General features: G+C 65.1%; 21 protein-coding genes. 10 read left to right on the top strand and 11 right to left on the bottom strand.

Going from position 1 to position 21,142, the window contains the following annotated elements:
- Positions 1–13 precede the first annotated feature (13 nt).
- The gene (locus BLU67_RS00490) at positions 14–475 is read left to right on the top strand and encodes a DUF2304 domain-containing protein (RefSeq protein ID WP_261976980.1); all 462 of its coding nucleotides are present in this window, start codon (positions 14–16) and stop codon (positions 473–475) included.
- Here the strand turns inward: BLU67_RS00490 and BLU67_RS00485 are convergent.
- Entirely contained in the window at positions 435–2,306 is a 1,872-nt protein-coding gene (locus tag BLU67_RS00485) for a DUF6541 family protein (protein ID WP_315971767.1), read from the bottom strand. The genes BLU67_RS00490 and BLU67_RS00485 overlap by 41 nt on opposite strands.
- Before the next feature lie 154 nt (positions 2,307–2,460).
- Between BLU67_RS00485 and BLU67_RS00480 the strand changes: the two genes are divergently transcribed.
- From BLU67_RS00480 to BLU67_RS12200, 3 genes are read left to right on the top strand one after another with little or no spacing between them, the layout of a single operon-like run.
- A complete protein-coding gene (locus BLU67_RS00480) occupies positions 2,461–3,732 on the top strand; it encodes an LCP family protein (protein ID WP_143027284.1) in 1,272 nt (423 codons plus the stop codon).
- Entirely contained in the window at positions 3,725–5,017 is a 1,293-nt protein-coding gene (locus BLU67_RS00475) for an LCP family protein (RefSeq protein WP_092560899.1), read from the top strand. Before BLU67_RS00480 ends, BLU67_RS00475 begins: the two co-directional genes overlap by 8 nt.
- Positions 5,018–5,034: 17 nt before the next feature.
- Entirely contained in the window at positions 5,035–5,193 is a 159-nt protein-coding gene (locus BLU67_RS12200) for a hypothetical protein (RefSeq protein WP_176780637.1), read from the top strand.
- On the opposite strand, the gene BLU67_RS00470 is transcribed toward BLU67_RS12200, so the two are convergent.
- Positions 5,190–6,959 carry a glycerophosphoryl diester phosphodiesterase membrane domain-containing protein gene (locus BLU67_RS00470; protein ID WP_176780636.1) on the bottom strand — a complete coding sequence of 590 codons (1,770 nt, stop codon included), beginning with the start codon at positions 6,957–6,959 and terminating at the stop codon, positions 5,190–5,192. The two genes, BLU67_RS12200 and BLU67_RS00470, sit on opposite strands and share 4 nt — an antisense overlap.
- 136 nt (positions 6,960–7,095) lie before the next feature.
- Here BLU67_RS00470 and BLU67_RS00465 point away from each other — a divergent pair, with 136 nt between their 5' ends.
- A complete protein-coding gene (locus BLU67_RS00465; RefSeq protein WP_092560895.1) occupies positions 7,096–8,052 on the top strand; it encodes an L-lactate dehydrogenase in 957 nt (318 codons plus the stop codon).
- A gap of 54 nt (positions 8,053–8,106) precedes the next feature.
- On the opposite strand, the gene BLU67_RS00460 is transcribed toward BLU67_RS00465, so the two are convergent.
- From BLU67_RS00460 to BLU67_RS00440, 5 genes are all read right to left on the bottom strand, one after another.
- Positions 8,107–8,460, bottom strand: coding sequence for a hypothetical protein (locus tag BLU67_RS00460; protein ID WP_092560893.1), 354 nt, complete (start codon positions 8,458–8,460; stop codon positions 8,107–8,109).
- 187 nt (positions 8,461–8,647) lie between these two features.
- A complete protein-coding gene (locus BLU67_RS00455) occupies positions 8,648–10,006 on the bottom strand; it encodes a mycothione reductase (RefSeq protein ID WP_092560891.1) in 1,359 nt (452 codons plus the stop codon).
- 12 nt (positions 10,007–10,018) lie between these two features.
- A complete protein-coding gene (galE, locus tag BLU67_RS00450) occupies positions 10,019–10,990 on the bottom strand; it encodes a UDP-glucose 4-epimerase GalE (RefSeq protein WP_092560889.1) in 972 nt (323 codons plus the stop codon).
- Positions 10,991–11,022: 32 nt separating this feature from the next.
- On the bottom strand, positions 11,023–11,529 hold the full coding sequence (gene purE / locus BLU67_RS00445) for a 5-(carboxyamino)imidazole ribonucleotide mutase (protein ID WP_092560887.1): 507 nt from the start codon (positions 11,527–11,529) through the stop codon (positions 11,023–11,025).
- The gene (locus BLU67_RS00440; protein WP_092560885.1) at positions 11,526–12,674 is read right to left on the bottom strand and encodes a 5-(carboxyamino)imidazole ribonucleotide synthase; all 1,149 of its coding nucleotides are present in this window, start codon (positions 12,672–12,674) and stop codon (positions 11,526–11,528) included. Before BLU67_RS00440 ends, purE begins: the two co-directional genes overlap by 4 nt.
- A gap of 31 nt (positions 12,675–12,705) precedes the next feature.
- Here BLU67_RS00440 and BLU67_RS00435 point away from each other — a divergent pair, with 31 nt between their 5' ends.
- Entirely contained in the window at positions 12,706–13,221 is a 516-nt protein-coding gene (locus BLU67_RS00435) for a GtrA family protein (protein ID WP_222842306.1), read from the top strand.
- Here the strand turns inward: BLU67_RS00435 and BLU67_RS00430 are convergent.
- The 4 genes from BLU67_RS00430 to BLU67_RS00415 are packed head-to-tail and all read right to left on the bottom strand — an operon-like array spanning position 13,154 to position 17,003.
- Positions 13,154–14,473, bottom strand: a complete 1,320-nt coding sequence (locus BLU67_RS00430) for an ATP-binding protein (RefSeq protein WP_092560883.1) — start codon at positions 14,471–14,473, stop codon at positions 13,154–13,156. The genes BLU67_RS00435 and BLU67_RS00430 overlap by 68 nt on opposite strands.
- 3 nt (positions 14,474–14,476) lie before the next feature.
- The gene (locus BLU67_RS00425) at positions 14,477–15,160 is read right to left on the bottom strand and encodes a response regulator transcription factor (RefSeq protein ID WP_092560880.1); all 684 of its coding nucleotides are present in this window, start codon (positions 15,158–15,160) and stop codon (positions 14,477–14,479) included.
- A 54-nt stretch (positions 15,161–15,214) separates the two neighbouring features.
- Complete coding sequence (locus BLU67_RS00420) at positions 15,215–16,243, bottom strand: adenylate/guanylate cyclase domain-containing protein (protein WP_261976979.1); 1,029 nt, start codon at positions 16,241–16,243, stop codon at positions 15,215–15,217.
- A 19-nt stretch (positions 16,244–16,262) separates the two neighbouring features.
- Positions 16,263–17,003 (bottom strand): biotin--[acetyl-CoA-carboxylase] ligase, encoded by a 741-nt coding sequence (locus BLU67_RS00415; protein ID WP_092560876.1) that lies wholly within the window; start codon positions 17,001–17,003, stop codon positions 16,263–16,265.
- Positions 17,004–17,099: 96 nt separating this feature from the next.
- On the opposite strand from BLU67_RS00415, the gene BLU67_RS00410 reads away from it, so the two are divergent.
- The 4 genes from BLU67_RS00410 to BLU67_RS00400 are packed head-to-tail and all read left to right on the top strand — an operon-like array spanning position 17,100 to position 21,093.
- On the top strand, positions 17,100–18,674 hold the full coding sequence (locus BLU67_RS00410) for an acyl-CoA carboxylase subunit beta (RefSeq protein WP_092560874.1): 1,575 nt from the start codon (positions 17,100–17,102) through the stop codon (positions 18,672–18,674).
- On the top strand, positions 18,671–18,835 hold the full coding sequence (locus BLU67_RS12000) for an acyl-CoA carboxylase subunit epsilon (protein ID WP_143027283.1): 165 nt from the start codon (positions 18,671–18,673) through the stop codon (positions 18,833–18,835). The genes BLU67_RS00410 and BLU67_RS12000 overlap by 4 nt, the downstream gene beginning before the upstream one ends.
- 9 nt (positions 18,836–18,844) lie before the next feature.
- Entirely contained in the window at positions 18,845–20,467 is a 1,623-nt protein-coding gene (locus tag BLU67_RS00405) for a DUF885 domain-containing protein (protein WP_222842305.1), read from the top strand.
- Complete coding sequence (locus tag BLU67_RS00400; protein ID WP_092560870.1) at positions 20,458–21,093, top strand: Maf family protein; 636 nt, start codon at positions 20,458–20,460, stop codon at positions 21,091–21,093. Before BLU67_RS00405 ends, BLU67_RS00400 begins: the two co-directional genes overlap by 10 nt.
- Positions 21,094–21,142: the final 49 nt, after the last annotated feature.

Below are 21,142 nucleotides of genomic sequence, written 5' to 3'. Positions count from 1 at the left end.
GGAATCTATTACTGTGAATGTTGCTACCGCCACCGTAACCGCCCCACTGTCTCTCACAGCGTTCGCCACTTCGAATCGGTTTTGGATTCAGCTACTCCTCATCGTTGGTGTAGTCATCGCAGGAGTAATTCTGACCCGTTCATCCGCGGGTGCCCGCCACCAAGCAATTCGGCGATTGCTCATGGCATTATTTGCCGCAATCGCGGTTTATTTCATCATCTTCCCCTCCGCGGCAAGCCAGATAGCACGTCTTGTTGGAGTCGGTCGTGGCGCTGACCTCCTCCTCTACGCCCTCGTTGTCGCATTCTTCAGTTTCGTCGCCACGACCTTCAAGCGTTTTTCGGCTTTGGAACGCCGTATCACCGAGTTGTCCAGACAGTTAGCAATTGCGCGAGCTCCAGAACCGCGCCAAAATGCTCCGCATCGCCAGCCGATTACTGACGATGACATTGATCCGGAAGCTCCCACACACTGACCGACCCCGAGGACGTCACACGGCTCCACCCTGTGGTGTCCACGTCGTACATACCCGTCGCATCCAGGCTCACTTTTGCTCCCTCCGTCGAGGTATCCGCGTCCAGGTAGATATAGCGCACGCCATTTTCTCGAAGTTCCGAGCACAGATCGTCCTTCCGGTCCGACAAGCCCATGACAGCCGACCATACGTAGGGCGGCAGGGTGGCAAGTGTCAGCTGACGAACCTGAGAATCGACGCCCGAAAACCCGTATGCGAACGCGGCACCATTTGCTGGATCTCCAATCAGAGCTCCCTTCTGAGGCAAACCGTTGTCTCTGAGCCAGGTCAGGACTGCAAAATCATCACTATCCGCCATGGTGCCGTAGGCAATCTCTCCTGGCTGATATGCCGCCCGGACGAGCTCCGTCCGGGGCAATGTACGCCAACCGCCCGTTACCAAGCCGAATAGCATCACCGTCGTGACAACTGTTGTAGCGGACGCCTGGCGAAGCAAGTGAGCGACCGCGAGCGCCGTGAAGAGTGCCATAATCATGGTGATAATTGGCGCTACTCGAGCTGCTTGCGAATACCACGGAGAAGCTAGCTGCTGCAGCCACCACACATCGCTGCGCGCGACTGCTCGGACGAGCAACGCAATGAGCCACGTGGTAGTCGCTCCCACCGAAATCCACCGTGGCAGACTCCGCCACATCACGACTGCGCCGAAGACGGCGAGCATGGCCAACGCGACGCCTCCCAGATACCAGTCGTGTGCTCGCCATAGGCTTGTTAGGTCAATGAGTCCGCCAAAAAACTCCCCGAAGGGGTTGGCCCCGGTCTTCCTTTCGTAGCCGCGCACTGCCGAAAGCAGCTTCCAATAGATGAAGCTTCCGGTCACTGCGACGATGATGAGGATGAGCACTCGCAATCGGTCACGCCACGAGGTTAGCCCCCGCCAGCTGACCATCAGCTGCGGGACGAACCGCATGACCATCGTCGGGCCAATGATCAATGCTAAAGATGCGACTGAGATTGGGTGTGTGACGATCATTCCAAGACTGGCGAGACTCGCGGCTAGCACAATTCGCCGTTCGCCCGTCAGTAACGCCGCAATTATGCCAGGAACCAGGACCACCGAAACCGCATAGGGGAGCGCTGATAGTAGCGGGAACAGGACTGAGGGGACCGAAACGAAGGCAGCTGCGATAGGGAGAATCCAGCCCACGAGTGAGCCAGTTCGAATCCCTAGCTCGGTCCCCCACCGCTTCTCAATCGATGCCGCCAGCATGGCGAGACCCGATCCCCAGACCAGCGTCGCGAAAATATAGATGCTCGCGTTCAAAGTCGAGACACCATCGGTTGGCGAAAGCGAGATCAGCGCATGGTAGGCCGAGGGGTAATAGGACGGTGAAGCACCGCTTTGATACAACGGTGCAAGTGCCCATAGCGAACTAGCAATGTCATGCTCGCGAATCGCGCGAAGGGCCGACAAGTGGAATACGCCGTCCCACTGCTGAAGCAGCATCGAGACTCCGCCCATTCCGATGATGAGGGGTGCGGCTAACAACCCCAATCCGGCACACATGCCGATGTAAGTTCGCCACGGCCACGGTGTAGGCAATCCCGCCGTTGATTCTCCGAGCGGCCTGAAATGTCCAATAGCTAATGTCGCGAGGCACACTAACGTCAGGCCGAGCGCCATGGTCCACCCGGTGTAGGGAACTCCGGAGAAATACACCGTCGTGGCTCCCGCTTCCGCCAGTAGCAGGCTTACACCCGGAGCTAGCCCAAACCCCCAACGCCACGGGACCCGCGCACACCCGAGTACAAGTGCGCCCGGAACAAACACCAGGGCAGCGACGGATAGCAGTGAGAGCACGGCACTAGTGTGTCACGTGTCCTCCTACTTGAGATTGATCCCCCATGAACCTCAAAGATGGTTTCTTGTGCTTTTTCGCGCGCTTCCTCGTTTCTGCGATGACAACGCCGTATGATCGGTTACCGTGCAGAATCTTCGACAACTCTCCCACCGCAAGGCTCATGCGCGCCGGGTGGGCAGTGTCCGCGGCATGAATCCGCGATGGCATATCGCTATTGCCGGCGTGCTCGGGGTTCTGCTATTCCTTGCGACAGCCTTTGGATTGGCCTGGGTTCGACTCCAGGGCAACGTCAACGTCGAGGACATCGATTCGATCATTGGAGATCGCCCGTCGCAGTCCTCGCAACCGCCGATCGACCCGAACGCGGGCAACCCCATCAACCTGCTCGTCATGGGATCCGATGTCCGGACGGGCGACTTTGCCGATTCAAATGTGGAGGGCATGCGCTCGGATGCGACGATGCTCATCCACATCGCCGCCGACCGCTCGCGCATTGATGCCGTCTCCATTCCGCGCGATCTTCGCATCGACATTCCCTCCTGCACCCTGCACGATGGCACGACAACGAAGCCTGGAAAGAACCGAAAGTTCAATGATGCGTTTGCTCGCGGCGGTGAGAAGGGCAACGTCTCGGAGGCTGCGGCCTGCACGATCAAGACCGTCGAATCTCTCACCGGCATCTACATCGACGATTACGTCGTCGTCGATTTCCAGGGCTTCCAAACGATGGTGGATGCGCTGGGGGGCGTGCCACTGTACTTCCCGAAGGACGTCGATGATCGTCGCGCCGATCTGCACATCAAGAAGGGCTGCCGCCTCCTCGACGGGCACGATGCCCTGGCGGCGGCTCGCTCGCGCTATGCGCAGGGCGATGGCTCTGACATCGGCCGTATCGACCGTCAGCAGCAGCTCGTCGCGGCGATCATCCGCGAGGCGCTCAGCCGTAATCTGCTGACGAATATGCCCTCGCTCTATACGTTCCTGGATGCTGCGACGCAGTCGCTCTCGACGGGGCCGCAGATTGGATCGCTGTCGACCATGGCTGGCTTGGCCTACTCGGTGCGCAACATCGACCCTGCTCACATCACGTTCATGACGGCGCCCTTCGACTGGGCCGGCAGCGAGATATACATGGGCAAGGACGCGGAACGCATCTGGACGAACATCATCATGGATCGTCCGCTCACGTATGATCCTTCAGCTGCCACCGCCTCGGCGAGCCCCAGCCCGAGCGAGACTGCCTCGCCCGACACTGCGAGCCCGACCCCGTCGGCGTCAGCAACGACGAGCTCACCAACGCCGACGCCGAGCCCCACGCTGGAGCACGGCACCACGGCCGAGCAAGACGATGAGTTCCCCACGTGTACCCGAGCGAATGCAGAGCCCAATGAGTGATCTTCCTCCGCGGTTTCAACCAAAGAAACGCTCCGAGGCTCCTGGGGTCGAGGGCGCCCGGCGCGTAGGCGATTCCGGCTCGGCGCCGCGCCCGCGCTTTGAACCTGTCCGCAAGTCCATCCAGCCGGAACGCCGCGCGACTAGCCCGCGGCGCGAGGAGCAGGCGAGCGACGCGCCGCCGCAGTTTCCGCCTAAGCAGCCCCCGGCGGCCGCCCGCCGCCCCGCTGCCGAGCGGCCCGCGACCGAGCGGCCCGCAGTAAGCCGGCCCGTTCACACTCGTGAGGCAGAACGTCAGGCGGCGCCTGCCGGCCAGACGGCGTCCCCGGTTTCTCGGCCGCCTCGTCGCCGACGGAAAGGCCGCGGCAAGAAGATCGCCGTACTGATTCTCGTGCTGCTGCTCGCCTGGCCGATCGGGCTGTTGCTCTGGGCGAATTCCAAGCTCGATCGGGTCGAGGCGCTCTCGGGCGCCGGCGATACGCCCGGAACCACCTACCTGCTCGCGGGTTCGGATTCGCGCGATGACGGCGAGATTCCTGATGGCACGCAGGGCCAGCGCACTGATACGATCATCCTGCTCAACCGCGCCCCCAACGGCCAAACGTCCCTCGTCTCGCTCCCGCGCGATACGTACGTCGCGATTCCCGGGCACGGCAACAACAAGCTCAACGCGGCCTATGCGATCGGCGGCGCTCCCCTGCTCGTGCAGACCGTCGAAGGCCTGACCGGCATCACGATCGATCACTACGTGGAGATCGGGATGGGCGGCGTGCGCCAAATCGTCGACGCCGTCGGCGGCGTCAATCTCTGCCTCGATTACGACGTTAATGATCCGAAGTCGGAGCTCGTGTGGAAGGCCGGTTGCCATGAGGCTGACGGCGCGACGGCGCTGGCGTTTTCCCGGATGCGCTATTCCGATCCGCGCGGTGACATGGGGCGGCAGGATCGCCAGCGCCAGGTCATCTCGTCGGTGGTGAAAAAAGCGGCGTCGCCGTCGTTCATCATCAACCCGTTCTCCCAGCTGTCGGCGGTCAATGCCGGCACGGGGGCCCTGCAGGTGGATACGGATACGGGGATCATCGACCTCGCCTACCTCGCCTGGTACTTTAAGTCCGCGTCGGGCGAGGGTGGCCTGACCGGCCATCCGCCGATTGCTTCCTATAGCTTCCGGCCGGGCAAGATCGGGGCAGCGGTCAAGCTCGATACGGAGCGGGCGACGGCATTCTTTACCAAGATGACCGACGGGACGCTCACCGAGGCGGACATGACGATTGCGCCGGCGGGCTAACCATGTGGCGCACGTACGTGAGGAATCTCCTCGTCGTCTCCTTCCTCATTTTTCTGCTCACGGTGGCCATCACGCGCTCGCCGCGCTACTGGTGGCTCGCGATTGTGTGCACCGCCCTCATCATGCTGCCGGATCTGGTTCGGGCGATCCGCAAGGATGAGACGTTCGAGCTTTAGCGGTCGAAGAAGATCCGGTAGAACCACTCGGTGTCGGTGAGCTCGCGCGTCGTCGCGAGTTCCTCGATCGCTTCCTTCGGCAGGTCGGTGATAATCGCCTGGATATCCTCGGTTGCGAGTTTGTCCATCCCCTTACGGTCATTGACGGTCCACACCATCGTCTTTTTTCCGGCGATCTGCAGGGCGGTCAGGCGCGCTGAGGTCGCTTCGCCCTCCTCCAAGATGATGTAATCCCCGGTCAGGCGCGTGACGTCGCCGATCGAAATGAAGTAGACGTAGCCGGTGTCGATCTCGGGGTAGGTGGTCTCGGTGTAACGCACGAGGTCGTAGTCGAGGCCCATGATGATGACGTTGTTCGTCATGCCAAGCTTCTTCACCATCGCGACGACGTCGTCGGCCATCGTCGTATCGGCGGTTTTGCCCTTGAGCTCGATGATGACCTTGATCTTGCCCTTGGCCGCGAGGAGGAATTCTTCCAGCGTGGGAGGGTGTTCCGAGCCGTCGCGATCCAGGCTGATATCGAGCGCGCGGACCTCGGCGAGGGTCATGACCCGGGCGCTTCGCGAATCGCGCGCCACGCGCGAGAAGGACTCGTCGTGGTTCAAGACGTAATGGCCATCGGAGGTGCGCTGCACGTCGATCTCGGTGAAGGCCGCGCCAACGTCGATCGCGTAGGCGAGCCCGCTCAGGGAGTTCTCGGGCGTCCCGTAGCCGCCGGCACGGTGGGCTGCGACCTTGACGTCGTAGTCCGGCCGGAAGACTTCCTCGAAGAAGGTTCCGGTGACGAGCGCGAGCGCCGTCATGGCGATCATGAGGACGGCGGCGATCTTGCGCCACTGGCGCACAAGGCGGTCAATGATCGATTGCCGGTGCTTGGTGGGCAGGCGCGGGTAACTCTCGGCGTAGTGCCAGAGCCTGTCGTCGCGCTTGATGACGGTATAGAACGTCGTGGTCACGACGTTGACGACGTAGGGAATTTCGATCAGCAGGAAGACGAACGTCGCGAGGTATTGGACGAGCAGCAGGAAGGAGAAGAAGACTCGCGGCAGCCAGGTATCGGCGCCGTAGGTATCGAGTAGCGCTTCGACAAGGCCCCACCATAGGCCGACCGTGATCGCGACGAAGACCGCAGATAGCGCGAGGCGCAGCCCAATGTGCAGTAGCACGAGTCGCCAATTCTCGCGCACGAGGCGGGCGCTCGTTTTCAGCGCTCGGCCCGCTTTGAAGTCGCACAGCACGATGAGGTGCAGCGTGAAGATGAAGAGCGCGCCCGCGATCGCGAACAGGGCGACGACGCCGAAGTAGGCGAGCGAGTACCACGTGTTGAACTCGATGAAGGAGGCAATGAAGTTGGGGAGTTTGATGCCGCGCAGGAAGCTTAGGTTGAAGCCGACCCCGCTGATCGGGATGATGACGGCGAGATAGAAGATGAGGATGATTCCGCCGAGTCCCCACAGGTTCTTCGAGCGCGAAAAGCCGTAGCGCAGCAGCCGTCGGTAGCTGGTTTCACTTTGCCCGTGCTGCGCCCGAGCGCTCAGCACGATGTAGCCGTTCATTTCGATGACGAACCCGACGAGCAGCAGCGCGAGGGTGAGGGCAGCGAAGACGGCGCCGCGCCAGGACAACAGGAACTGCATGATCGTCGCGTTGGTGACGGCCCCCATTTCGGAGGCGAGGTAGGTGGCGAGAAGGCCGTAGAGCGGGATGATGAAAGCTGCCATGAGCAGCTTGGTAAAGATCTGGTATTTCAGCGCTCGAGGGGCCACATCGCCAAAATCTGCGATGAGCCAACGCCAGAAAGTTCGCAGCTTTGTCACCATGGGAATCGAGTATCAAGTCTACTCGCCCAGCAGCTGCCATCGGTCCTAGTATTCGGGGCGGTGATGCCTGTTAGATAGAGGTATGACGCTTTCGCCCCTGACCAAGCTCGCTGTCGTCGGTGCCGGCTCCGTCGGTTCCTCCCTCGCCTATGCCGCGGCGATCCGAGGCTCGGCTAACACCATCGCGCTATATGACCTCAATACGGAAAAGGTCGATGCCGAGGTGCTGGATCTCGCGCACGGCACGCAATTCTTCCAGGCGTCTCACGTCACGGGCGGCTCCGATATCGAGTGCGTGGCAGATTCCGACGTCGTCGTCATTACGGCCGGCGCGCGGCAAAAGCCCGGCCAGACGCGCATCGACCTGGCGGGCGCGAACGTCGACATTCTTTCGAGTCTGCTCCCCCAGCTGCTGCAGCAGGCACCGAATGCCATTTACGTTCTTGTGACGAACCCGTGCGACATTCTCACAACGGCGGCGCTGCAGATCTCGGGGCTGCCCACGAACCGGGTCATGTCCTCGGGAACCGTGCTCGATTCGTCCCGCCTGCGTTGGCTCGTTGGGCGGAAGGTCGGCATCTCACCGCGCTCGGTCCATTCGCTGATGATCGGCGAGCATGGCGACACCGAGTTTGCGCTGTGGTCTTCGGCGACGATTGGGCAGGCGCCGCTGCGTGATTGGACCGATGAGCAGGGACGCCGGGTGTTCACCCCGAAACTCCTCGATGAGCTCGAGCACGAGGTGACCGACGCCGCCTACCGCATCATTAAGGGCAAGGGCGCGACGAACTACGCGATCGGCATCGCGGGTGCGCGGATCGTGGAGGCGCTGCTCGGCGACCACCACGCGGTGCTGCCGGTGTCCACGATGCTCGATAACTATCGCGGGATCTCCGGTGTGGCGCTCTCGGTACCGTCAGTCGTTGGCCGCCGCGGCGTGGAACGAACGATTGAGTTCCCCTTCGATGAACGCGAGGACCGCTTGCTGCACAAGAGCGCGGACGCGCTGCTGGCTGTCCAGCGCTCGCTCGGGCTCTAGGAAGTAAGCCTCGCGGCTCAGCTGTCAAATGGCGGGGCTTTCCCCGCCGCCTAGCTAGAAGCGCACATTCAGCTGCTGGGTAGCGGCCTGCTCGAGGATTGGGCCCACCGCGGGTACGAGTTCGCGCAGGGCGCTCTCGTCGCGAGCGAGGATGGCTCTTTCGACCTTGCCGCCCTCATCTGGCAGGACTCGCACCACGAGACCGTCGTTGATGATGTCGGGTCCGACGCCGGTGATCTGGGGATCATCCTCAGGCGTGAGCTGGCTGATTGCAGAAAGGAGGTCATCCATCGAGTGGTTGCTGATCACGACTCGCACGAGGTCGTCGAAGTCCGCTCCGACGGCTGTTTTCAGTTCCGCGTAGACGTCTTCCCGCTCGCCGACGACGTTCTCGACGATCGAGCTCACGGCGTCGTGACGTCGTCATGATTCCCCCCTGGCGTCGTGCGACGAATTAATCCGGTTGGCCAATGGTAAGGCCCGCAAGGCCTCGCCAGATAACTCTCATGATGGCGTTCCTTCCCCCTGGTACTAAGATCGCCGATCGGGGTAGGGACAGGGGATGTGGTAGGAGCTGATGATCCTTACCGAATCGCTATAGCTCGAGGCCGAGGAGGCAGTTTTCGACGACCTCATTCAAAGCCGGATGGATCCACAGCTGGCCTTCGGCCATGTCGCGCGCCGTGGTGCCGAAGGCCATCGCTTGAATGAGGCCCTGGATGAGCATGGCGGCTTCGTGTCCGAGGATGTGCGCGCCGAGGATCAGGCCGGTTTTCTTGTCGGCGATGATCTTGCAGATGCCGATATTGTCTTCGAGCGCCCAACCGTAGGCGGTGCCCCCGAAATCTTGAACGTTGACGGCGATCTCGTAGCCGCGATCGAGTGCCTGCTGCTCGGTGAGTCCCACCGTCGCGACCTGGGGGTGGGTAAAGATTGCCGCGGGCACGGCGTCGTGACGGAAGGAGCGCAGCGAGGCAGGATTCAGGACATTGTGGAAAACGACCTTCGCCTCATGGTTGGCGACGTGTTTGAGCTGGTAGGGGCTCGAGACATCGCCAAGGGCCCACACGTGTTGCGCGCTCGTGCGGCCATGCTCGTCGACCTTGATGCGGCCATCGTCGTGGGTCTGGATACCGGCGGCGGCGAGGTTCATGCGGTCGCCGTTCGGGACGCGACCGGTGGCAACGAGCAGCATGTCGCCGGTGACGGAGGTGCCGTCGGCGAAGGTGATCGTGATGAGATCGCCCTCGGACTCGATGGCGGTCACGGGCTGGCCGAGGCGGACGTCCCAGTGCTCGCGCACGGTACGCGTGAAGCGGCGGGCGACGTCGGCGTCCTGGTGTTTGATGAGGACGTCGCTGCGCCCAATGATCGAAACCTCCGAACCGAAGGAGGAAAACACGTGCGCGAATTCGCAGGCGATGTAGCCCGAGCCGAGGATCAGCAGACGTTCGGGAACCTTATCGATCCGCATGATCGTGTCGTTGGTGTGGTAGCGCACGCCCGACTCGGCGACGAGGTCCGGGATCGCCGGGCGGGAGCCGGCGGCGATGATGATCTGATCGGCGGTGATGCGTTCACCGCCGACCTCGATCGTCTTGGGCGCGACGAAACGCGCGTGGGAGTCATAGACGGTGATGTTCGGGCAGTCCTCGCGGCGGAAGCGCTCTCCGTCGTCGGCGATCACATCGATGCGCCGGGTGAAGGTGCGATCCTGTAGCGCGGGCAGATCGATTCCTTCGTAGGACAGGCTCACGCCGAGGCGTGCGGCGTCTTTCGCGTTCGCGATGACGTCGGCCGGGTAGACGAACATCTTCGTCGGGATGCACCCGACGTTCAGGCAGGTGCCACCGAAGCGGCCTTCTTCGATCAGCGCGATTTCGAGATCGTCGAATTCGGGCGGGAGGGCGTTTCCGGAGCCGGTGCCGATGATGGCGAGATCGAAGTTTTTCACGCCCCGATTATGTCAGTGCTGGGCGCGCCATGCCTGCCAGGCCGAGTCCACCATGTCCTTCAGATCGTGGGTTGCGGCCCAGCCGAGGTGCTCGCGAATGCGGTCGGCCTTGGCGATGAGCTTGGGCGGATCGCCGGCGCGGCGCGGCTTGATCTCGGGGGTGGCGTCCAGTCCGGTGACCTCGCCGACCATCTCAATGACCTCGGCGACCGAGGAGCCTTCGCCGGTACCGACGTTGAAGACGTGCTCAGCGGGCGGGGTCTCGCTGCGCAGGGCATCGAGCGCGGTGATGTGGGCATCGGCGAGGTCCACGACGTGGATGTAGTCGCGGATGCAGGTACCGTCCTCCGTCGGGTAGTCGTCGCCGAAGATCAGCGGGGTCTTGCCGGCCTCGAGCCGCTCGAAGACCATCGGGATGAGGTTCAAGACCGCCGGGTCGCCGAGCTTTTCGCTGCCGGCACCCGCGACGTTGAAGTAGCGCAGCCCCGCCCACTTCAGGCCCCAGGCGCGCTCGCAGTCGGCCATCATCCATTCGCCGATGAGCTTGGTTTCGCCATAGGGGTTGATCGGGCGGCACGTGACGTCCTCAGAGACCATCTCGGCTTCGGGCATGCCGTAGACGGCCGCGGAGGAGGAAAAGATCATGACGTCGACCTTCGCGCGTTCCATCGCGGCGAGCATGTTGGCGAGGCCGCCGACGTTTTGCTGGTAGTACCACGCGGGCTTTTCCACGGATTCGCCGACCTGCTTGCGGGCGGCAAAGTGGATGACGGAATCGACGCCGCGCTCGGTCATGATGCCCACGAGGCGGTCTTCCGCGTCGCCTACGGCCAGGTCCATCTCGACGTAGTCGAGGTCGGCCACCCGATCGCGGGTGGAGGTGGAAAAGTCATCGACGATGACGACCTTTTCACCGCGCTTGAGAAGAAGATCGACGACGTGCGCGCCGATGTAGCCGGCGCCTCCTGCTACGAGAACTGTCATAGCTTCAGCGTAGCGCACCCGCGGCTTATTTGTTAGTAATTGTGCGTTTTTGATTGATGGTGTTCGTCGAGTTTGCGGCCCTTCTCGATCGCTACTTCCCGCAGTCCGACCTGGTAGTCGGCCATCGCGCGAGCGACGGTCTCGTCGAAGGCACCGATGATGCGCGCGGCGAGCAGGCCCGCGTTCTTCGCGCCGCCGATCGAGACGGTGGCAACGGGCACGCCGCCCGGCATCTGGACGATAGACAGCAAGGAGTCCATCCCGTCCAGGTATTTCAGCGGCACCGGCACTCCGATGACCGGCAGTGTCGTGACGGAGGCGATCATGCCCGGCAGGTGGGCCGCTCCCCCGGCGCCCGCGATGATGACCTTCAGGCCACGCTCGGCGGCCTGCTTGCCATAGGCGATCATGTCCTCGGGCATGCGGTGCGCCGAGACGACGCGCGCCTCATACTCGATGCCGAAGTCTGCCAGGACGTCGGCGGCGTCCTTCATCGTCGGCCAATCCGAGTCGGACCCCATGATGATGCCAACGCTCATTTGTCTCTCCTTTCGCCGCGCAGCAAGGCGGCGGCAGCTGCGGTGCGCTCGGTCAGGACGGCAAGATCATCGCCGATGGCGCTGACGTGCCCAAGCTTGCGCCCGGGCCGCACGCCCTTGCCGTACAGGTGCACCTTGACCTCGCTCAGGTGCGCCATGACCTCGGGGTAGGCCTCGGCCGGGTCGGAAAGCTCCGAGCCGAGCACGTTGGTCATGACGGCGTGCGGGGCGCGCATGCCGGTGGCGCCGAGCGGCAAATCGAGCACTGCGCGCAGGTGCTGTTCGAACTGGCTCGTCGTCGCACCCTCGATCGTCCAGTGGCCGGAATTGTGCGGGCGCATGGCGAGCTCGTTGACGAGCAGGCGCGAGCCCGTGACGAACATTTCGACGGCGAGCACACCCGTGACGCCGAGCCCCTCGGCGATGAGTTCGGCGATGCGGCGTGCTTCGGCTCGTAGTTCGCCACTCACCTCGGGCGCGGGCGCGATCGCGACGGCGCACACGCCGTCTTCCTGGATCGTTTGCGTCAGCTCCCAGTGCCGCATCTCGCCCGATGGCCGGCGCGCGAGCAGGGCCGCGACCTCCATATCGAAGGGGACCTTCTCCTCGGCAATGAGCTCGATATCGCCCGCGAGCCAATCGGCGATGTCCTCCACGTCGGTCACGAGGCGCACGCCCTTGCCGTCATATCCGCCGCGTGCGGTCTTCACGATCGCTTCGCCGTCGTGGCCCGCGAGGAACTCATCAAGATCGCTTGCCGAGCTGATGATCGCCCAGTCCGGAACGGGCGCGCCGAGCGCGCTGAGGCGCTCGCGCATCTTCAGCTTGTCGCGCGCGTACAGCAGCGCGTCCGGGGGTGGCTGGACGGAAACCCCCTCGGCGGCAAGGCGCTGCAGCAAGTCGGTGTCTTGATGCTCGTGCTCGAACGTCAGCGCGAGGCGCGATGCCCCATCGGCCGCAAGCAGCGCGCGCACGGCCTCCTCATCGCTCGGATCACCGACAAAGGACTCCGGAACCACCTGCGCGGTGGCGCCATCGGCGGCCTCGACGAGCGCCCGCAGGCGCACATCGAGCGGGCCGGCGGCCTGCTGCATCATGCGGGCGAGTTGCCCGCCCCCGATCACGGCGACGACATTGGACTTCACGCTTTGTAAGATACCGCGCTAGGCTGCCTTCGTGCCGACTTCCACCACCCCCGCCCGGCCGCGCCGGCGACAGACCTTGCGTCAGTGGTTCGTGGAACTCGCAAAATTCGGCGCTGTCGGCGGTCTCGCCTACATTATCGACGCGGGCGGCTTTAACCTCCTCGTCTACGGCCCCGGCGAAGTCCTTGGCCCGCACCCCGTCACCGCTAAAATCCTGTCCGCCTGCGTCGCCACCCTCTTCGCGTGGGTCGGCAACCGATACTGGACCTTCGCCGACGCCAAACGCTCCACGCCCGGGCGCGAACTCGTCATGTTCCTGCTCGTCAACGCGGGCGGCATCCTCGTCGCCGCCGCGACACTGTGGACCTCCCGCTACGTCCTTGGCTACACCTCGCAGCTCGCCGACAACATCGCTGGCAACATCATCGGCGTGGGCCTTGGCACGATTTTTCGCTACGTGTGCTACCGCTACGTGGTTTTTACCGGCGACGCCGACGACGCCCCACCGAAACAAACGAGCCCTGCGGCAGTACCGCATCAGGATTGAGCGAGGCCGGTACGCCGTTAAGAAACAGCGTGAAAATGGGCGGCCGACGCTGCGAAAGCTCGAGGCGCCCGCCATCCGATGACGCCAGGTCCTTAGCGAGCGCGAGCCCGAGACCGGTGCCGCCCTTGCCCGACACGTGCTTGGAGAAAATATCGGGCGCGAGCTCGTCGCTGACCCCTTCGCCCTCATCGGCCACATCGATAAAGACGCCCTTGCCCGAGGCCGCGCGCGAGCTCACCGTCGTCGTGCCACCGCCGTACTTGAGCGAGTTTTCCAGCAGGGTTGCTAGCACCTGGGCGACCGAACCGGGGGTCGCGAGCGCCAGCCGATCGGTGCCGTGCGTAAAGACGAGCTCGCGGCCGGCCTTGGCAAAGGGCCGCTCCCATTCATCGCGCTGTTGGTCGAAGACGTCCGCGAGCGAGATCGCCTCCGTCGTCCCGCCCGAAGAGGAGCGCGAGGTCTTCAGCAGTTCTTCGACGACGCCGGTCAGGCGTTCGACCTGTTCCAGGCACACGCCCGCCTCCTCGCGCACCTCATCGTCGGTAGCGAGCAGTTCGATTTCTTCCAGCCGCATCGACAGCGCCGTCAGCGGGGTGCGCAGCTGGTGGGAGGCGTCGGCCGCGAATTGGCGCTCGGCCGCGAGCCGGCCGGCCATCCGCTCGGCGGTGCGCACGAGCTCGGCCTGAATGAGGTCGATCTCCTCAATGCCGCTCGGCCGCAGCCGCGGGCGCGCCTGGCCGCTGCCGAGCTGTTCGGCGCTCGCCGCCAGGTAGATGAGCGGCGCCGCGATCTTGCGGGCTTGCCGCCGCGCCACCATGACGGCAATGAGGAAGGCGATCGAGGTCCCGAACAGGATGAAGCCTTCGACGTAGAGCGAGTGCAGGATGACGCGCCCGGTGGAGACCTCCATGAGCAGGTCGACGCCCGAGGGCGAGGACTGCGTCGCGCGCAGCACATTGCCGGCGATCGGGTCCCCGGCCGCGAGCACGCGCCCATCGTCGAGCCGCAGCTCGATATAGGCCGGGTTTTGCCCCTCGCGCCCCACCCACGGGTGCAGCAGGCCGTCGGTAATGTCCTCCGAATGCGCGATCCGGCGTTCGACGGTGCGCATGAGCGAAGCCGCCCGCAACTCCAGCGCCGACTGCTCGGAGTTGTAGACGGCTAGCGGACCGATGATGGCAAGCGGCAGTCCGATCAGCGTGACGGCTACCAGCACTGCCAGCACGGTCATGATGACCGCGCGGCGTTGCATGCCTTAGCCCGCGGCCGTTTCGAACCTAAAGCCCATCCCGCGCACGGTGGAAATGTACGTGGGATCGTTCGCGTCATCGCCGAGCTTGCGGCGCAGCCACGAGACGTGCATATCGAGCGTCTTGGTCGAGCCCGACGGGTCGGTGCCCCAGACCTCTCGCATGAGCGCATCGCGTTCGACGACGACGCCCGCATCGCGCACGAGCACGCGCAGCAGTTCGAATTCCTTGGCGGTCAGCTGCAGTTCGCGCTTGCCCTGGAAGGCGCGATGCGCCCCGACGTCGACGCGCACGTCCTGCGCGCTCAGCTCGTCCTCGTCGGTCAGATCGCCGTGCGAGCGGCGCAGCAGCGCCCGCACGCGCGCCAGCAGTTCTGCCAGCCGGAAGGGCTTGGTCACGTAGTCATCAGCGCCGGCGTCGAGCCCGACGACGAGGTCGACCTCATCGGCGCGGGCGGTCAGCACGAGGATCGGCGTGGCGAGCCCCTGGTTGCGGATCCAGCGCGCAACGTCCAGGCCGTCCATGTCCGGCAGCCCGAGATCCAGGACGACGAGATCCGTGTCAGCAATATCGTCGATGGCGCCCTGGCCGGTGCCGTGGTGGCGCACATCGTAACCCTCTCGGCCGAAGGCGCGAGCCAGCGGCTCGGCGATCGCCGGATCATCTTCAACAAGCAGAACGTTAGTCACGTCACCATGGTAACGCCAAAGTTCAAGAATTGGTCAAGTCTGACGCGTCTCGCGTTAATCGTCCGACTCGTATTCGGGCTTTTTCCGCAGTTCTACGGGCCGAATTTCGCCCAGCCCCTGGACCTCGACCACGGGCCGCGGCGACAGGTCGTATTCGTGGCCGGTCTCGCTTGCCTGCAGCAGCGCCGCCGTCGTCTCATCCATGAGCACCGTACCGGGCAGCGCGATATCGGCGAGCCGCGAGGCGACGTTGACGACGGGCCCGAAAATATCGCCCGAATGCGAGACGACGCGGCCCTGCACAAGCGAGGCCCGCACCGGGGGCAGGCGCGGATCGGCCTTCAGCGCCTCGATGAGGCTGAGGACGATCCGCGCCCCGGTGTCGAGGTCGTCGGCGATATAGAGCACCGCATCGCCGATGGTCTTCACGATCCGCCCGCCCTCGGAGGTGATGACGTCGCGGGCGATGAATTCGAATCCCTGGATGAGCTCGGTCAGCTGCGTGACATCGAGCGTGCGCGAGCGGCGGGTGTATTCCACCATGTCGACGAAACCGAGCGCGCGCTTCAGCGGCAGCTTGGACAGGTCATCGTCGGCGCTGCGCTGGGCGACCTCGGCGTTGATGCGGGTGGCGAGCGCGGCGAGTTGGCGCCGCCAGGAGTAGGCGAGCTGTTCGCTAAGCAACTCGAAATCGTCGCTGATGTGATCGAGGACGACGAGCCTGGCCGAGGTGTCATCGAGGTTGAGCCGGCGCGCGACGTCGTCGATGAGGGCCTCGACCTGCCACAGCACGAGCCGATCGGTGATGTGCGATTCGGCGCGCAGCAGCGAGACGGCGGTGCGCTCGTCCACGCGCCCGCGCGCGAGCAGCTCGCGCCAGGTGCGCACGGCCTGCACGTCCGCCTCGGTGAAGACGACGTCGGCCTCCGTGACGGTCGCGAACCCCATGGCGCGCCAGAAGGTGCGCACGAAACTCACGTCGACGCCGACGCGCTCGGCCACCTCGGTGATGGTGAGCGACGGTGCGCCGCCGAGCAGCCGGTTGACGTGATATTCGACGGTGTCCAGGTTCTCTGATGTCACGTCACCAGTGTAGTGGCCGTCACACGCGCACGTGCCGCACCTCGCCCGAGATCCAGCGCTCGATGCCGCTCGGCGTGCCGATCCGCGCCGCACCATCGGGCTCGACGCCAAGGAAGACGCCCGCGAGCTCGGTCTCCCCCTGCCTGGCGCGCACCTGCTGCCCGCGCCAGGCGCTCGCGGCGTCGATGTCTTCGAGCAGATAGGTAAGGTCGCCATCGTGCGCGCGCCAGGTCTCGACGGCGGCGACGGCGCGGTCCGCGATATCGCTCGCGAGCTCGCGCCCCAGGAGCTCGGCGTCGGCGTCCGGCGGGTACAGCGACGTCGCCCACGGCGAGGGCTGTTGCTCGGGCGGATAGGCGAGGTTCACGCCGATGCCGGCGATGATCGCCCCGGCGTGCCACTCGCACAGGATCCCGGCGATTTTACGCCATCGCCCCCAGCCTTCGACCTCCTGCTCGGCGGCGATGACGATGTCGTTGGGCCACGCCAAGCCCACGGGTGCGCCCGTGCGGGCGCGCAGCGCATCGCGCACCGCAAGGCCCACGGGATGCACGACGCTCGGCTGCACCTGGGGCGCCGCCAGCGCGATCGACATCGCGAGCCCGCGCCCGGGCGCACTTACCCAGGGGGCGCCGGCGCGCCCGCGGCCCGCCCGCTGGTCGAAGGTGGCAAGGGCAAAGGGCAGCGCCCGCTCCCCGGCCTGCAACAGCGCCGCCACGTCGGTATTCGTCGAACCGGCCTGCGCCACAAAAGTAATCATTTCGCTCCCGCCTTTGTGGGCAGTCTACAATTCCGATCGCGTGACTCGGTCACGTTGGTGATAGGCAGGCCCGGATCCTCGCCGTAGGCTGCCAAGGTGAGTACTAAACCCGCCACCACCGCCGAAAAGCTCGCCGAGCTGCGGGCCCGCCGCGATCGCAGCGAGGAGCTCGCCGCCGCGGCGCTTGCCAAGCAGTCGGCGCGCGGCAAGGGCAGCGCCCGCTCGCGCATCGAGGAGCTGCTCGATCCGGGCAGTTTCGTCGAGCTCGATGCGTTCGCCACCCACCGCTGCCACCAGTTCGGCCTAGACAAGAAGGTCATCCCGGGCGACGGCGTCGTCGCGGGCTACGGCACGATCGATGGCCGCAATGTGTGCGTGTGGAGCCAGGACTTTTCCGCCTTCGGGGGCTCGCTTGGCGAGGTGCACGGCCAAAAAATCACGAAGGTCATGGACCTCGCGGTGCGCACCGGCGTGCCGTGCATCGGCATTTCCGATGGCGGCGGCGCGCGCATCCAGGAGGGCGTCGCCTCCCTGACGCAGTTCGCCGAGATCTTCCGCCGCAACGTCGCGGCTTCCGGCGTCATCCCGCAGATCTCGCTCATCATGGGCCCCTCGGCCGGGGGCGCCGTCTACTCCCCCGCGCTCACCGACTTCATCGTCATGGTGGACAAAACCTCGCACATGTTCATCACCGGCCCGGACGTCATCCGCGCCGTCACCGGCGAGGACGTCGGCTTCGATGAGCTCGGCGGCGCGAGCGCCCACACGACGCGCTCCGGCGTCTCCCACTTCCGGGCCGAGGACGAGTCCGACGCCTTCGATCTCGTGCGCGACCTGCTCACCTACCTCCCATCGAACAACCTGAGCGATCCGCCCGCCTGGCCCGCCGCCACCGCCGATACCGAGGGCGATGCCGCGCTCAATACGATCGTGCCGGATTCGGATAACGCCCCCTATGACATGTGCGAGGTGATCGCATCTGTCGTCGACGACGGCGACATGCTCCTCGTGCAGGAGGACTTCGCGCCGAACATCGTGTGCGCCTTCACCCATATCGAGGGCAACCCCGTCGGCGTCGTCGCCAACCAGCCGAGCCAGATGGCCGGCACGCTCGATATCGACGCGGCGGAAAAGGCCGCGCGGTTTGTGCGCACGTGCGACGCCTTCAACATCCCGGTCCTCACCTTCGTCGACGTCCCGGGCTTCCTGCCAGGCACCGATCAGGAGTGGAACGGCATCATCCGGCGCGGCGCGAAACTCATTTACGCCTACGCTGAGGCGACCGTCCCGCTCGTGACCGTCATTACCCGCAAGGCCTACGGCGGCGCCTATATCGTCATGGGCTCCAAGCTCCTCGGGGCCGACGTCAACCTCGCGTGGCCGACGGCGCAGGTCGCGGTCATGGGCGCGGCCGGCGCGGTCAACATCGTCCAGCGCGGGGCGCTGAAGCAGGTCGAGCAGGCCGGTGGCGACGTCGAGGCCGAGCGCGCCCGCCTCGTCGCCGAATACGAAGACGCCCTCATCAACCCGTGGGAGGCGGCCGCTCGCGGCTTCATCGACGCCGTCATCGAGCCCGCCGAAACGCGCGTCGAGGTCGCCAAGGCGCTGCGGGCGCTGCGCACCAAGCGCGTCGCCCGGCCCGACCGCAAGCACGGGAACATCCCGCTATGATCAAGGTCGTTTCCGGCACCCCCGACAGCGCAGAGCTCGCCGCCCTCATCGCCGGTATCGCGAGCGTGCCAGCACCTGAGCAGCAACGCACGAGCGAATGGCAGCGCCGCGCACGCCCGGGCGCGCGAGACACTTCCGAAGCCTGGCGCTGGCGCGACTAAACTGTGGGCGTGAGAACACGCCAAAGAACTCGCCTCGATGAGATCGCCGATGCCTTCGTTTACGACGCCGTAGCGCTCGCGCCCACGGAGGCCACCGCGCTCGGTATCCCGGGCCATGACCACCTGATGCCTGATTACTCCCCCGCCGGGCACGAGGCGCGCGCCCAGCTGCGCCGCGACGTGCTATCGCGCATTTCCAAAATCGAGCCGGAAGACGACGTCGACCGCGTGACGAAAGCGGCGATGACCGAGCGGCTCACCATCGAGCTCGAGCTCGCTACGGAGCGGCTCGGTGAGCTCAACGTCATCGCCTCGCCCGCCCAGGAGATGCGCGACGTCTTCGCCCTCATGCCAACCGAGACCGAGGAGCATTGGCAAGCGATCGCCGAACGCCTAAGCGCCATCCCCGCAGCGCTGGAGTCCTATCAGCAATCCCTGAGCGAGGCGGCCGCCGCCGGCCGGATCGCGCCGCTGCGCCAGATCGAGGCCGTCATCAAGCAGGCCGACGATCTCGCCGATTTGGATCACTCGATGGTGACGAACCTCGTGCGCGGTGCGGACGCGAGCGAGCCCACCCGGCGCGCCCTGGAAATCGGGGCGAAGGACGCCCGCCAGGCCTACGCCGATCTCGCACAGTACCTATCCGAGCACCTCGCGCTGCGCGCCCCCGAGGACGATGGCGTGGGCCGCGAGCGCTACGAGCGGTTTTCGCGCTACTTCCTCGGAGCGAGCGTCGACCTCGATGAGACGTATGAGTGGGGGCTGAGCGAACTCGAGCAGATCATCGCGCAGCAGGAGGCGTGCGCGGCCGAACTCTACGGCCCGGGCACGACGATCGCGCAGGCGATGGCGCAGCTCGATAAGGAGCCGGACCGGCTGCTGCACGGCACCGATGCGCTGCAGGCCTGGATGCAGCAGACTTCCGATGAGGCGATCGCGGCGCTCGGCGCCGAGCAGTTCGAGATTCCCGATGAGATCCGCACCCTGGAATGCAAGATCGCGCCGACGCAGACCGGCGGCATCTACTACACCGGCCCGTCGGACGATTTCTCCCGCCCCGGACGCATGTGGTGGTCCGTGCCCGCGGGCGTCACGGAGTTTACGACGTGGCGAGAAAAGACGACCGTCTACCACGAGGGCGTGCCCGGCCATCACCTGCAGATCGCGCAGACGGTGCTGCGCAAGGAAGAACTCAACCTCTGGCGCCGCCAATACTGCTGGATTTCGGGCCACGGCGAGGGCTGGGCGCTGTATGCCGAACGGCTCATGGCCGATCTCGGGTTCCTCTCGGAGCCGGGCGAACGCATGGGGATGCTCGACGCGCAGCGGCTGCGGGCGGCGCGCGTCGTCCTTGATATCGGCGTACACCTGGGTAAGCCCTTCCCGCAGGGCGGAACCTGGGACGCCGAAAAGGCCTGGCATTTCCTTGTCGCCAACGCGAATATGGACAAGCAGATCCTGGCCTTCGAGCTCGATCGCTACCTCGGCTGGCCCGGCCAGGCACCCAGCTACAAGATCGGTGAACGGCTGTGGCTGCAGGCACGCTCGGGCGAGCTGCGCGATTTCCACCGCCGGGCGTTGAGCCTCGGTTCCATCGGGCTCGACCTGCTGCGAGCTGAGCTATGCGGCTGATCCTCGCCTCCACCTCCCCCTCTCGGCGCGCGGTGCTTGAGGCTGCACACATCGTGCACGAGGTGCTGCCCTCCACCGTGAACGAGGATGCGGTGCTCGCGCGCGCGGAGCTGGAGGCCGCCACCCGGCGCGCCGAGCTCGATCTGCCGGCAAAGGTCAGCGTGCTCGCGCGCGCGAAGGCGCTCGATGTGGCCGAACGCGTGCGCGGCGACGGGCCCGTCGCGGTCCTCGGCTGCGATTCGCTCTTCGAGCTCGACGGCAAAGCGCTCGGTAAGCCCCATACCCGGGCGCGGGCGCGCAAGCGCCTCGCCGCGATGTCGGAGCGCACCGGTACGCTCCACACGGGCCACTGCCTCGTCGTCATCGACGGCGAAAGGCGGATCTTTGAGGAGCCGCGCGCCTCGAGCGTCGTCGTCGCGAAGCTCACGCCCGCCGAGATCGACGCCTACGTCGCCACCGGTGAGCCGCTCGCCGTCGCGGGTTCCTTCACGCTCGAGGGTTATGGCGGTCCGTTCATCGAGCGCATCGAGGGCGATCACCACAACGTCCTCGGGCTTTCGCTGCCCGCGCTGCGCAGCCTCCTCGCGCAGGCCGGCACGGACATCACCGAGCTATGGGCTTCGTGATTACCTACAAACTCACGCGCGCTCGGCCTCGGCTTATCGAGAAACTGCC

This window comes from Bowdeniella nasicola (assembly GCF_900107735.1).
GTDB classification, from domain to species: Bacteria; Actinomycetota; Actinomycetes; order Actinomycetales; family Actinomycetaceae; genus Bowdeniella; species Bowdeniella massiliensis.
This window is presented reverse-complemented; position numbering and strand designations above follow the sequence as displayed.

Excerpts from the sequence above, each read along its gene's own strand:
- BLU67_RS00475 (WP_092560899.1), top strand. The coding sequence starts at position 3,725 with ATGAGTGATCTTCCTCCGCGGTTTCAACCAAAGAAACGCTCCGAGGCT.
- BLU67_RS00430 (WP_092560883.1), bottom strand. The coding sequence starts at position 14,473 with ATGCAACGCCGCGCGGTCATCATGACCGTGCTGGCAGTGCTGGTAGCC.
- BLU67_RS00465 (WP_092560895.1), top strand. The coding sequence starts at position 7,096 with ATGACGCTTTCGCCCCTGACCAAGCTCGCTGTCGTCGGTGCCGGCTCC.
- purE (WP_092560887.1), bottom strand. The coding sequence starts at position 11,529 with ATGAGCGTTGGCATCATCATGGGGTCCGACTCGGATTGGCCGACGATG.
- BLU67_RS00415 (WP_092560876.1), bottom strand. The coding sequence starts at position 17,003 with ATGATTACTTTTGTGGCGCAGGCCGGTTCGACGAATACCGACGTGGCG.
- BLU67_RS00400 (WP_092560870.1), top strand. The coding sequence starts at position 20,458 with ATGCGGCTGATCCTCGCCTCCACCTCCCCCTCTCGGCGCGCGGTGCTT.
- galE (WP_092560889.1), bottom strand. The coding sequence starts at position 10,990 with ATGACAGTTCTCGTAGCAGGAGGCGCCGGCTACATCGGCGCGCACGTC.
- BLU67_RS12000 (WP_143027283.1), top strand. The coding sequence starts at position 18,671 with ATGATCAAGGTCGTTTCCGGCACCCCCGACAGCGCAGAGCTCGCCGCC.